This is a genomic window from Acinetobacter sp. RF15B (assembly GCF_007558235.1).
GTDB lineage: Bacteria > Pseudomonadota > Gammaproteobacteria > Pseudomonadales > Moraxellaceae > Acinetobacter > Acinetobacter lwoffii_C.
In genome coordinates, this window is sequence record NZ_VLSR01000009.1 from 80,935 (window position 1) to 93,980 (window position 13,046).

At 37.7% G+C, this 13,046-nt stretch carries 13 protein-coding genes and 1 pseudogene; 5 read left to right on the forward strand and 9 right to left on the reverse strand.

The genetic code is table 11. The features are described from left to right. Together E2K74_RS08800 and E2K74_RS08805 are read left to right on the forward strand one after the other, a co-directional pair. Complete coding sequence (locus tag E2K74_RS08800) at positions 1-672, forward strand: response regulator transcription factor (RefSeq protein WP_151203559.1); 672 nt, start codon at positions 1-3, stop codon at positions 670-672. 3 nt (positions 673-675) lie between these two features. Continuing rightward, entirely contained in the window at positions 676-1,992 is a 1,317-nt protein-coding gene (locus E2K74_RS08805) for an ATP-binding protein (RefSeq protein ID WP_151203561.1), read from the forward strand. Between the two features lie 50 nt (positions 1,993-2,042). Here E2K74_RS08805 and E2K74_RS08810 read toward each other — a convergent pair whose 3' ends face one another. The 7 genes from E2K74_RS08810 to E2K74_RS08840 all read right to left on the reverse strand — a co-directional run bounded on the left by E2K74_RS08810 (position 2,043) and on the right by E2K74_RS08840 (position 9,989). Continuing rightward, complete coding sequence (locus E2K74_RS08810; protein ID WP_151203563.1) at positions 2,043-2,729, reverse strand: phosphatase PAP2 family protein; 687 nt, start codon at positions 2,727-2,729, stop codon at positions 2,043-2,045. A 39-nt stretch (positions 2,730-2,768) separates the two neighbouring features. After that, complete coding sequence (locus E2K74_RS08815) at positions 2,769-3,155, reverse strand: diacylglycerol kinase (protein WP_151203565.1); 387 nt, start codon at positions 3,153-3,155, stop codon at positions 2,769-2,771. A 206-nt stretch (positions 3,156-3,361) separates the two neighbouring features. Continuing rightward, positions 3,362-3,622: a helix-turn-helix domain-containing protein gene (locus E2K74_RS08820; RefSeq protein ID WP_016658942.1), complete on the reverse strand. Its 261-nt coding sequence runs from the start codon at positions 3,620-3,622 to the stop codon at positions 3,362-3,364. Between the two features lie 279 nt (positions 3,623-3,901). Beyond that, positions 3,902-4,270, reverse strand: coding sequence for an antitoxin Xre/MbcA/ParS toxin-binding domain-containing protein (locus tag E2K74_RS08825; protein WP_151203567.1), 369 nt, complete (start codon positions 4,268-4,270; stop codon positions 3,902-3,904). Positions 4,271-4,360: 90 nt separating this feature from the next. Continuing rightward, entirely contained in the window at positions 4,361-7,318 is a 2,958-nt protein-coding gene (locus E2K74_RS08830) for a site-specific integrase (protein ID WP_151203569.1), read from the reverse strand. Then, positions 7,315-9,495: a hypothetical protein gene (locus tag E2K74_RS08835; protein WP_151203571.1), complete on the reverse strand. Its 2,181-nt coding sequence runs from the start codon at positions 9,493-9,495 to the stop codon at positions 7,315-7,317. The genes E2K74_RS08830 and E2K74_RS08835 overlap by 4 nt, the downstream gene beginning before the upstream one ends. Then, positions 9,492-9,989: a hypothetical protein gene (locus tag E2K74_RS08840; protein ID WP_151203611.1), complete on the reverse strand. Its 498-nt coding sequence runs from the start codon at positions 9,987-9,989 to the stop codon at positions 9,492-9,494. The genes E2K74_RS08835 and E2K74_RS08840 overlap by 4 nt, the downstream gene beginning before the upstream one ends. Positions 9,990-10,297: 308 nt before the next feature. Here E2K74_RS08840 and E2K74_RS08845 point away from each other — a divergent pair, with 308 nt between their 5' ends. After that, positions 10,298-10,561, forward strand: a complete 264-nt coding sequence (locus tag E2K74_RS08845) for a hypothetical protein (protein ID WP_005094670.1) — start codon at positions 10,298-10,300, stop codon at positions 10,559-10,561. A gap of 69 nt (positions 10,562-10,630) precedes the next feature. Here E2K74_RS08845 and E2K74_RS08850 read toward each other — a convergent pair whose 3' ends face one another. Next, complete coding sequence (locus E2K74_RS08850) at positions 10,631-10,945, reverse strand: hypothetical protein (RefSeq protein WP_151203573.1); 315 nt, start codon at positions 10,943-10,945, stop codon at positions 10,631-10,633. A 100-nt stretch (positions 10,946-11,045) separates the two neighbouring features. Then, positions 11,046-11,375 (reverse strand): DUF4236 domain-containing protein, encoded by a 330-nt coding sequence (locus tag E2K74_RS08855; RefSeq protein ID WP_151203574.1) that lies wholly within the window; start codon positions 11,373-11,375, stop codon positions 11,046-11,048. Between the two features lie 151 nt (positions 11,376-11,526). On the opposite strand from E2K74_RS08855, the gene E2K74_RS08860 reads away from it, so the two are divergent. Both E2K74_RS08860 and E2K74_RS08865 read left to right on the forward strand, forming a co-directional pair. Continuing rightward, on the forward strand, positions 11,527-12,117 hold the full coding sequence (locus tag E2K74_RS08860) for a class I SAM-dependent methyltransferase (protein ID WP_151203576.1): 591 nt from the start codon (positions 11,527-11,529) through the stop codon (positions 12,115-12,117). A gap of 2 nt (positions 12,118-12,119) precedes the next feature. Beyond that, positions 12,120-13,015 (forward strand): annotated as a pseudogene (locus E2K74_RS08865) (HNH endonuclease). Positions 13,016-13,046: the final 31 nt, after the last annotated feature.

The window sequence follows — 13,046 nt, forward strand, 5'->3', positions numbered from 1 at the left end:
ATGCATAAAATACTGATTATTGAAGATGACTTTATGATTGCCGAGTCGACTGAAACATTGCTTAAACTGCATCAGTTTGAGGTGTACTGGGTCAATAATGGGATTGAGGGTTTAAAACAATTACAGCAGCAGGTCTACGATATTGTGCTGCTCGATTTAGGTTTGCCAATGATGGATGGCATGTTGGTGCTAAAAAATATCCGGCAGAAGTTTCCGAATTTACCGGTATTGATTATCTCTGCCCGGGATCAATTACAAAACCGGGTAGATGGGCTGAATCAGGGAGCTGATGACTACTTGATTAAACCCTATGAGTTTGACGAACTGCTGGCCCGTATTCATGCCTTAATCCGACGTGCCGGCTTAAAAAATACTGTGACAGATATGAATAAGAAATTATCACACAGTGGGCTGGAACTGGACCTGGAACAGCACATCGTATGCTTTAATGGTGAACCGATCGAGTTGTCTAATCGGGAATGGTCTATTCTCACTGCACTCCTCATGCATCCTAGCAAAATTTTTTCTAAAAACGATTTAGAAGACAAACTTTATGATTTCGATAGTGATGTAAGTAGTAATACTGTGGAAGTCTATATTCATCATCTGCGCGCCAAATTAGGAAAAGACTTTATACGGACGATCCGTGGTCTAGGATATCGCTTAGGATAGAGCATGAAGCCAAAACGTTATTCCTTACAAAAACGTCTAATTATTTATATTTCATTGTTTAGCGTGGTATTGGGCTGTGTACTAATCTTTGCAGCATACCGGATTGCACTTGAAGAAATTAATGAAGTCTTGGACAAACAGATGCAAAGTCTCGCAGAGCGCATTGCAGAAAATCGTCCAGAACCGCTACAAAGCAAGATCGATTTAGAAAAACAGTATAGTGAGGAAGATTTATTTGTAGATATCTGGTCTTATACACATACTACATTACATCCACAGGATGTTTTGGTTGCATCGGTCAAGAAAGCAGGATTCTATACGCATCAGACCCCTTACGGGACTTGGCTAACTTATATTATTCCTGGAGACCAATTGCAGATCCAAGTGAGCCAGCAAAAAAATGTCCGGCAAGAATTAGCATTGGAACTCGCAGCGAACATGTTTCTCCCTTATGTACTATTTCTTCCTTTTGCTATATTCGGTTTAAGCTGGGTAATTCGGAGAAATTTTCAGCCTCTTAATGATTTTAAAACAGAATTGGCCAGCCGTAAGGCTCAAGAATTAAAGCCGATCGCAATGAAAGATTATCCCTTGGAGCTGGAACCGACCATTCAGGAAATGAATTACCTGTTTGGCCGTATTTCCCTATCACAACAAGAGCAGCGCCAATTTGTAGCAGACTCTGCACATGAACTACGTACACCACTGACAGCTTTGAATTTACAGTTGCAGATATTATTACAGCAATTTCCACAAAGTGATGCCTTGCACAACTTGAGTCAGGGCGTCTTGAGGATGCAACATCTGGTAAATCAGCTATTAAGTCTGGCCAAACAGGAAGTCACAGATGGTTTAACTGAGCCTGTACAATCCCTGTCTCTGAATCAAATGACAGTCGCCTGCATTGAGCAATTGATCCAACTGGCACTACAGAAAGAAATTGATTTAGGGGTGGAGCAGCAACAGGAACTGTTGATTCACGGCCAAGCTTCGGCCTTGCATTCAATTATTTATAACCTGATCGATAATGCGATTAAATATAGTCCGAAGGATGGCGTAATTAACGTATCGATTTTCCAGCAAGGCCAGCAGGCAGTTTTACAGATCGAAGATAGCGGAACCGGGATTGATACTGCTCAATTCAATCAGATTCGGCAACGCTTCTACCGGATACATAATTATGCAGAAATTGGCAGTGGTTTGGGTTTGTCCATTGTAGATAAAGCCACCGAACGCTTGGGTGGAACACTAGAATTTTCCCGAAGTCTCAATCTGGGTGGCCTTTGTGTACAGGTCAAGTTTCCTTTAGCCAAAGCCTAAGGGGATAGGCTTAGGGCTATTTGGGCGTTGAGGCTGCTTGATTAAACGCGCTAAGGAACAGTTTTTTCTATCTCTAATTTGTGACTAAATAGCGCATAGCCGATAACATTCAGACACCAGATAATCCAGCCAGTCCAAAGGTTATGACTCAGGAAATGCGCTCCACGCATCATTTGTGCCCAGCCCATGGCTAACCCTAAAATTACCGCAGCGATCAGAAAGAAATAAGCCCGCTTGGGGTTAGACATGCGATAAACAAAATAGCCAGCCATTAAGGAAAAACCGCTAGAGGCATGCCCTCCAGGAAAACAGTGGCCAGCAGTAGCACTAAAATCCCATAAAATACCATCATAAGTAGGAATAACCATATTCCAGGGACAGGCATGGGCTGACTGGGATTTTAAAATTCCGATCGAGGCTGTGGTCACTGCTACCATGCTAAAGAAATAGCCAAATTCCCAGCGCCGCGTATGCCAGTTCTGCCATTTTAGTGAGACCTGCCAGCCTAGAAATAATAGGATATACACCAGAATCAGCATGTCTTTAACATAACGATGATTAAGTTCTGCCAGCGCCCAATTTTGCCGAAGGGGAAATTGTCCCTGACCATCGATAAAGGGATAGATAAGCTGTAAATCAAGCACTCCTCCAATATCAAAGAAGTTCAAAAGAACCAAAAAACTGAAACTCAGTAGTAATATTTGATTTAGTAAAAAACGAGATCGCTCTGACAACATTTTAAATATTCCATTCTTGTCGTTGTAGCAAAAATGAGGTCACAATGAATGACCGATTAAAATGATGCCCCAAGTTACGGTAATTAAACTGAGTGCGACAAACTGAGCGGCACTGCCCATATCCTTAGCATTTTTGGATAACTCATGCTGTTCTATGGAAATACGATCCACTACTGCCTCAATTGCTGAGTTAATCAGTTCAACAATCAGTGCTAGCAGGCACACAGCCACCATGAGTGCTTGCTCAGCTAGACTCTCGGATATCCAAAAACTAAGAGGAATCAAAATCAGGTTAATTAGCACGATCTGCCGAAAGGCAGCTTCAGTTCGGAAGGCTGTTTTAAGACCGGCCGCGGAATAACGGGTAGCATTGAAAATACGTTGTATTCCGGAAGTGCCTTTATAGAGTGAACGATCAGGGGACATAGAAGTGATTCAGTTAAGACGAGATTTGATTAATTTAAGTTCTTAACCTTAAAACTCTCTTAAAAATGGATGTCGATTTGATCCGCATTTATCTAATCAGATTTATGATCTAGATGTGTATTTCAATCAGCTTTCATATAAAAAATTAATTTGAATGGATTGGGGAGAATTCACCTTTTGAATGTTTGTGTAAAAAAGCTGTTTATTTATTTGTCATATTCTGAAAATATTTCTTCAATTTCATCCCACTGTGGCAATTTACAATTTTTTTTATTCACTTCGAATTGTAAACCAACACCATCAAGCACACGTTCAAATATGTCAAATGAACCTGTAAAACGGCCATTTTCCATCTCTGAAATTGTTGTTTTATTGACTTTAGTTTTTTCTGCAAGACTTTTCTGTGTGTGGCCCAATCCTTTTCTGGCCAAACGTATTTTTTTACCTATTTCACCTCGTGTAGCCATTTTTTGCTCCCCAAATTTGTTAGCTATATAGCAAACTTTTAACTAATAATAGTTAATGTTCGCTATATAGCAAACTTTTATAATGATTCTTGAATGGCTAAATTGAACTTATAAGATTCAATTTAGCCTCGAATTAAGTTAATAGAATCCATATATGTATGGCAGTTATCAATAATGAGGCAGTTGTATACCTCTTGAGAAGAGGAACTTCTTATACCTTAAATTTAAATTATTAGACAAACAATGACTTTTTTTGTGTGTAATAAGGCCTTGTATATCTTAATATTTACCCTGAAGCCGAAGCCCTTCGACTACGTTTAATATAGTAATTAATCCCTGAGTAGTCTGAATCTGTTCTATTGGAATGCCTTTGGTTAACTTATTTGGTGCCTTCATAAAATGCAGCATCCATTTAGCCTCTCCACCTGTTAAAGCATCTAGTGATATTGCAATACGAATTAAAATAATTGCGAGCTCTCCCTGACTTGAATCAGGATCTAACTCAAGCGAATTTAAAGTTTCTATTGAATCTAAATTGAGAATGATAGCAAGCTGGCCCTGTGTCAAACCAAGTTGATTTGCAGATGATAAAACAGCTTTAGCTAATACCTTTTTTTGTTTTGCAATTTTTTCTGGTGTTTTATGCATGACTGATCTCTGTTTCAGACGTTGCTGATATCTAGAGTTTATACTATTTGATTATCGTTTCTCAGAGTTCAAATTTTTATTACAAACAGCTTAAAGATGAGAAACTATCATGAGATACATCAGTAGTTTGAATACCCCAAGTGCTTTTGCATCTTTATACTTGAAAGAGAACTTAATTCGCTCTTCATCCTCATTCAGGCTGAAATTTTCTGCCCGTAATGTTAAATCCTGTAATGTCTTTTTGAGCTCTGTCTTGCTCTGCTGAGAGAGTTCTAAATGAAGATATTTTTTTGGAAATAAGCTATGAATAAAAGAAAGAAGTTTCTTCAGTTGCCGTTTTTCATTCAGTTCAAAAATTAACTGGGCTGAATTGGGCTGAACTTTTTCAAGATAAATTGAGTAGATCGTATTGAGCTGTTTTTTGTATTTACTTTGTACATTTGCATAACGCTCCTGAACATGGTGAATGACCTTTTTTTCCTCCTGATTGGTCGGCAACATGGTAACTAATGCAGCAGGAGTTTTCCTTAAAAAATCTGTGGTAAATAACCTCGATGATTTTTTTTGGTTTACATAGGAGGTTTTCAAATGCAGAGCTCTGGCACGTAATTTTTGCGCGATTTGCAAAGGAATAGCTTCAGGTAACAAAAGGTCTTGTTCTTTTTCTACTGCAAGAATGTGATGCAATAGTTCAAAAGTCATTTCGGAATCATGTGCTCCCAAGATCAGTGGGTCAGTGGAACTCTGGTGCCCTGGTTGATATTGATGATCATGTTGCTTGTAACGGTCTTTAGTAAGTTGATCAAATAAGAACGGTCTTATTGCACGTTGTTGAACAGGATATTTAACAGCAGCATCATGTTTTAGAATATTAAAATAGGCTTCTTTAGGAAGCAGGCTTTGTATTTGATTAAGCTGATAACTGATTGCCAGATGCATTAAATGCAGATAGCTAGAACAGGTTGTTTCAGGTGTCAGATGCCCGGCAAAATGTGAAAGAGCATACCAGGTCTGTTGAGTATTTCTGATCCGTAGCAAGGCAGAACGAATGCGTATTTGCTCATTTGGCGTATAGTCTGTAAATGCATCAGCAAGCGGTGAGTGTTTTAAAATCAGATAGAGATGATTAAATGCTGAATGACGCAGACTATGATAAGTAAAATTGTGCTCTCCAAAAGTTGACTGGATCAATTGTTTCAACAGAGCATTGACTTCATTTTCATGAGTTTCTTCCAACGACTGTTTGAAAAATAGCGGTTGTGTAACTGATTTTCCTTGTTCTTTTAGCAAGCGTTTTCTATTCTGACTATATGCTTTAAATGTATGTAATTCGTCGGCTTTAAGGAGATGATGCAGGGGAATCTTGCGGTAAGCTGAGTAGCTTTTTTGATTTTTATTGCGATTGTTTCGAACAGTGAGTATCACAGCATCTTCACTAATAAATAGATCACGTACGAAGATATTCAATGTTTCATTGATCCGTAGTCCGACTCTGAACCCCAGAATAAAAATCAGTTTAAATATATTTTTATCCTGAATCGAGATATCTTGAGTATTTTCGAGCTGCTCTAGCATGTGGTGAAAAATATGGGGCGAGATCAATGCGGTTCTGCAGATTTTTACCTGGATTAAATTATCCAGATCGATAGTGGGTGCGTTAAAGAATAAGGTTTGTTTGTGATGAAACTCCTGTAGACGTTTTTGTAAAGTCGCTCTAGTTGTTTCTTTCTTTAATAAAAGCATTTCTCCATACAGATCTTCAAAATCAGCATCTGAAAATGATGAAATATCTTTGTCTTGTGTTGCCTGCAGCCAAAGGACTGCAAACTGTGAAAACATGGTCCTCAGAGAACTTTGCTTGAGCGGCTGAAAATCTGCACGTATAAGCTTGCGCTTAAATCGTTCCTGCTGCTGAATAATATGATTGAGAAGGTCCAGTTGAGGCTCCGTTAATTTTGAGCGTAGAATGCTCCACAGCAGCAAACGTTCCAAGGCTGGAGATTGTTCTCTGGCATATAATTCTATGAGTTGATCGCTATAGTTTTTTGCACGAATAGCTTGACGTATTTCTACTAAAATATCAGCTACATCTAATGCAATAGTGACTGTAGATTGGTCCTGAGGGTTTTTATAAACTTCCTGAATCGTATGGGTAGGTGTGGGTTCAGGCTGAATAAAATAAGCTGCTAATTGTTTTTCGAGAGGACTGGAACTGTAAATTTCATTTTTTAAGATACAAATGGACATTTGATCCAGTCCGCTGTTTTTCAGGAACTGTGTATAGTAAAAACCGTATTTTAACAGGTCTTTACAACGCACCTTTTCCTCAGGAAAGGATTCGTTGATGCAAGTGTTGATCAATTGTTCTGCGTCATCAATATCTGAAAATAAATCAAATTTTTGATGTTTTAGTCTGTAGATCCAGCATTTCACAATATCGTGCAGCACAAATGTTTTGGTATAGCTGACTGAAAACTCAGGGTTATTAATACGCTGATTACCGAAATTTGGATTTGGGATCTCTAGCGAAACAACATGATTCGAGTCTAAGAAGCTTTGAAATTTCCTTGTTTTTAAAATGATTTTTAAAAACTTTTGTAGTTCGTTCTCATTATAAATGCCATTGAATAATATTGTGCTGATCAAACAAAAAGCGAGGGATTGAGTTGGACTGAAGTCATTATGTTCTGTCCAGTGAGCAATCACATTCTGGGCAAATTGAGTAATTTTTTTACCATGTTTTAAGGTTTCAATATTTTGCTGTGGTAGAGTTCTCTCATGTCTCACAGGAGTGGCGGGCACCGGATAGTTTTGATTCGATAAGCGGTTAAAGCGCTTAATATATTTAGCAAACTCTATACGTGCCATCTGATAGCTACGGATATTTGACTTACAGTGTTCTAAAAGCTGATTATCAACTTGGCGACAAATTTCCGAATAGTTTTCAGGTGTCAGCTCTATACATTTCTCACTAAACAATTTCAGAAGAAATGCTTTGTTTTTTCTATGCTTTTTTATTCTTTTGAGGGAGTGTGGATGTCTGCTCATTTAATCATGATCCCGTTGAATGTCGACATACTTTTAAGCTCTAATATTTCAATTAGCTTGTCTTGTGCTGTTCTAATTTGATCGTAATCAGTCGCCTGAAAAGCTGAATAGCGGTCAAACAGTCCTTGCATTGCTTCGTCGTGACCAAAGATGCCCTTAACTATGTCTTCATTGCAGTATTGGGCAAAAAAATAACGAGCAAAGTGGCGGGTCCAATTGCGCTGAAGAGCTATTTCTGTACAGTATTTTTGAATATCAGAAAGTTCTAAATTTCGGATATATCCTTGTGGATCGTAAAATAATAGAAAGGGGCGCTCACCCTCGAAGACCTCATGGATTGCTTGTACTTGTTCATTGGACAGATAGGCCTTTGTGAGGTGGAGAAAGTGTTTTAAATATTTTAGGTAATGCTGTATTTCATCACGAAGATAATCGTTAAATGGTAGATATCGTCCAATGGTGCCCGAATAACGCTGCTCTTTATCTGCAACAGCCATCAATTGATTATCGAGATCAAGATAATCGAGATTCGGGGGAAAGGCTTCATTTGGTCGGGCAGATGTCATAATCATGCAAACGTACCATAGCCAAATTGAATAATATTTCAGTGTTTTGAAAGGGTTAGGATTGCCCCGAACTTGCTGGTCAAGCTGTTTAAAAAAGGATTTAACCAGAGGCAGGTCTGGCGTTTGCTGACTACCGAAAGTAAGAGGGGATTTAAATTCTTCGATATAACTAGTGTCGAGCTGCGGGCAAACCAGATAAAGTGTTTGGCTATAAATATCGAGGATATCAACAATTTTCATTGAATAGTAATGGCCTGGGGTGTAGCTATTAACGTTTTCTCCACTAAGTAATTTACTTTCCAATTCATATCCGAGTGTATTCAACGTGATATCGCTGATTAAACGAGGAAGGTTTCGAGCTGTTAAATGAAAAGTAAGGCCGTCACTGATTCTACGTAAATATTCTTGTACATCTGAAGCAATATCATCTTTATCCCACTTTTTTAGTTGAAAAATCTGATCAAAATAAACTTTGGGTAAGGGGATGGTAAAAGAATTTCCTATATTCAGCATATATTCTTTTAATAAAGCATCTTTAAATTTAGAGTTATCAAAACTTTGCCGAAAATAGAAGTTTTCAGGGCTAAAAGTAATTTCTTTTCTTTTTGAACTCAGACGGAAATTTTTCCGAAATACTAATAGCTCTTCATAGTATGTCAAACTGAGTACTGAAAATAAAAGTAAGGCATGAATTGGAGAGGTTTCTGCCTGTTCAAACAAAATTCGTATAATATGCTGTGCGGTAGGCAAATCAAAGACACGAGGATTTGACTTGCTCATTAACTGATTTTTGTTTTGATGCAGAACTTTGTTCTTGAGATTATTGACCTGAGCTGTAATTGAGTATTGCTCAAGAGGATTAAATTCAAAATTATGATCTTCAAATTTTTCTATAGTTTTATCTTCGCGTGGTTGTTTGGCTGTACCTTGTTCAAAATGAGTCTGATGCGTTTGTTCATCATCGAGAGATATTCTTGATGTCTTTTGAACATCAGTTTGAGGAGGTTCTTTGGCGCCTGAACTGCTTTGGCGATTTCGTTTTAAACGTTCAGACTGAGTAAAGACATATTGATAGATGACACGTAGATTTGCCAGCTGGCCAATTTGTTTTTCATCTAATTTTGGTGTGGAGCGGTTAAGTAACTCTCTATTCTCAATTTCTGCTTGATTTAGAAATGCAAGCAGATCTTTTAACTCTATAGGAAGAGGAGCTAAGAAATTGTAAAGCCAATAGTATTCTTGCTTTGTACTAGCTAAACGAAAACGTCTACAAAGGTTAGCTACAGTGGCTGCATGTTCTTTGTTATTGAGCGATTCAATGCATTGAGTATTAAAAATAGCCCATTTTAGTGCAGTTGTTTGATATGCTGATGGGGTGTTGATGAGTGCAATAAGGTAATGAGCTAGAGGATACTCACTGATTGATGTATCAGCAAGATCTTGTTTTATGATGTTATCAAGTTGAATTATTTCAGTGTGCTGAATGAAGTCATTGAGCTTAAGGGAATCACTATAATTTTTCAGCTTTGCTTCTGCCAATACTTGGTAGAACTTTCGAAACGGCTCAAGCTTTAATTCTTGAGTATCTTCTAAATAACTATATCCATTCATGATGAAATTCCCGCCAGAATTTTTTCTAATGAAATTGGACCTGCATAATCTGAAATAGAACTTATCGGGCTTTGGGATTTGGATAGTCCTGATAATTCTCGCAGTTGGTTGATAGTTAAAATTTTATGACCGAAAACTTCTTGAAGATGGTCAGGTCGGTATTGTTCATTCAGCCAGTATGCAATGATATCTAAGCCCTGAATTGAGTGATGCAAACCAGAACTGAGTAAGTTTCTTACTTCGTTTAGAGCCTGAATGATGGATTCATATGAATTATTTTTCTCGTAAGCTTTAAACTTAAATTGAGTTTTATTCTTATTGTAAAAATAAGCATAGATCCAGCTGAAATGGCTACTAAAAAAATAGTGATCTGGTTTATCAGTTGTAAGGAGAGGGATATCTATATTTTGTTTAAAAGTGAAATCCAAATGATAGTTTTGCTGTTTCTCATTAAGCTGAAAAAATAAAGCTATCCAGATTTGATAAGCATGCATACATTTGGGATAACACATTAATTGCAGATTTTTTGCAGATACGCGGCAATTTGGTACGTTTTTCTTTTTTCCAGACATACAGTGATACTTCCCCATATTTGTGCCAAATGGCTGAAAATAAAAAATAATATTCATATAATTTTCAATAGTGATGCAATGGCTAAAAATACCATATATGGTGTTTGTGAATTATTAAAATCACTATATATAGTTTTTATTGTTTTTAGAATTGGGATTAAAATAAAAAATAAGTAAGTTTTTGCTAAGTATATAGACAAATTTAACTTGATTGATATCGGGAGCCGTATATGGAAATTAAACAACTGAAACAGGTAGAAGTCGTTACAGATGTTGTATGTGATGTATGCAACCAATCAACGAAACTGGAGTTTGGAACTTTATCGGCACATTGGGGCTATGGTTCTAAGCATGACGGGGAAAGATATGAATTGCAGTTATGTGAGAAATGTTTTTTTTATGCACTTGCGACATTAAAAAAAGAGCGAGCAGATGAGTTTATGTTTGATGAAAACTTTGACCCTTCAACCCTAGATGGGTTTGGGTTGAAGTGAACCTATCATCGCGACAGGTTCTAAGAATCCAGAAAATACTGATTCATATCCACGCTAGCAGCTTCATTTTTAATGGCGAGTAAGGGATTCAGGAAAAATATTTTTCTTTGCTTCGAGGTCACTGAGTTCGGAAAATGCTTGAATACCGCCTGCGGCTTTAATTCCATCTAAAGCGACAGATAGAGCTTTCTGATCTGACAGGAATGTTTCATCCCATACGGTAGAAGTACCACTTTGGCTCACCACTTCCAGTGTCCAATCACTATCAGGTAATCGATAAATTAGAATTTCAATTTGCTCATTATCCTCTTGTAAAACTTGAGATAAGGGAGAGTCGATTAAATCATTTTCATCATAATCCAGAGTATTGTCATTATCAGACATTAGCGGCAGCCTTTATTGTATTTAACATCCGTCCATAGTAATGAATGAATTAAATTTTGCCTAGCGGAATGAATGTTATGGGTACAAAGGACGGCTAATTCTAAAAAATAATAGCCCCGACAATAAAACAAAATAATCCAAAAATTACCCAAATCCAGACATTCGATTTGGGTTTCTCAGTATGTGATGTATAGAGTGGTTGTTGTTCCTGAGCAGGATTCTCTTGGTTGCCAGCTCTGTTCTTATAGGGTTGGTACTTGGAATAGGATAGGCCTGTGCCTGGAATACCAACGCTGGTTCGGGTGCCTTTTTTGCCAATATTTAAAGAAGTACCAGGTTTGCCAATGCTTGCACTGCTGATGCCTTTATGCGTCAGATTGATTTTTAATCCAGGTAATATTTTAATACTCTTGCGAAATCTGAAGCCCATATTTTTTCCATTTACAAGAACCAGTTTGGTTTCTATCTCAGTTATCCGGATACAGTGAAATAAGAGTTTGATTCATTCATAGGACTGATCATTTGACTTATCTAGTGAAATATCAGTATGTTCTTTAACATAAGATATTGGCTTTTAGACAATGAATCAAACATCAAATTATTACAATCAACATGCTCAAGCATTTTTTGAAAATACCTATCAGGTTGAGATGGAAAGTCTTTATGCACCATTTCTAAGATATTTGCCGGAACAGGCATTAATCCTGGATTTGGGCTGTGGCTCGGGGCGGGACACTTTGGCATTTAAGAAAAAAGGCTATCAAGTTGAGGCAATTGATTATTCTACCGAGCTGGTTGAAAAGGCGAGAGAGCTGACAGGCATCGAGGTACGTCAGCAAAGTTTTTATGAGCTGAATGAAGTAGCTAAGTATGATGGGATTTGGGCTTGTGCTTCTCTTTTGCACTGTGAAAGAGATCGCCTGACTGAAGTGCTGGCGCGCATATTTAAAGCATTAAAGCCAAATGGTGTGTGTTATATGTCTTTTAAATATGGCGATACAGACCGTGAGAAAAAAGGGCGCAGCTTTACTGACTTGAATGAGCAGCAAGCTTACGACTTACTCAAACAAATAGATCAGGCTTTACTGTTACAGCAATGGATTACTGTAGATAAACGCCCAGACCGTACAGAAAAGTGGTTAAATATTCTGATTAGAAAAAAGCAGGCTTAGACATGTTGTTCAGTACAGCCGAAATACCAACACCCAACGAGCAGCTGAAATTCTTGAAGCATATTCAGCAGATATTGCAGTCAGGGACTTTTACTTCGACCTATAAGTTTGCCTTGCTGATAAGTATCACGCGTCTGGCGATTGAACAGGGGCAAGATACCGGTGCTGCGTTGCATTTGGAATATCAGGATATTGCTGAAAAGTTTATTAACCTGTACTGGAAACAGTCACTGCCGTTTCAGTTTAACCAGTATGAGCCTTTTACTATTCATCAAAACACTGGTAAGCAGGCAAAGATCATCAGTGAAATTCAGAATGCACAGCAACAATTCAAGACCTTGGGAACGTTGAGAAAGGATGTACTTTACTGGAACAGGCTGAAGCGAACAGTTGCGACAACGGTAAAGCAAATGCCAGTAGTGTATTTGCAGAATCTGAATGGTCAAACGGTAGAATTTCTCTATTGCCTTGAAGACTCCAAACAGTCCCTCAAGCTTTTACCCAAAGTGATGTATTGTTTGAGACAGTTTAGTGAAATTATTGAAGAGCTGTGCCAGAAGCGCTGGATCATTTTATTCCATGGTCTCTATATCCTGCCGATACCGGACATAACTTTGTTCTGGCAGATGATAAATGTAATTCACAAAAAAGGAATTATCTGGCATCCGAGCAATTCCTAGATCAATGGCTAGAACGTAATTATTTACATGATCGACTAATCACTCAAGAGATTTCTCAACTTGGTTTTTTAACTGATATGCAGCGTTCGCGTCGGGTAGCTGATTGGGCATACAGACAGGCAGTTGAGAATGAGTATTTGGTTTGGTTGGGTGGTAGTGAAAAAAAACTAGTCTCTAAACTTATAGAAATTCGTTGTGAGAACAAAGTGATAATTTAATTAATAAGAAAAATATCAGTTATTATCATAT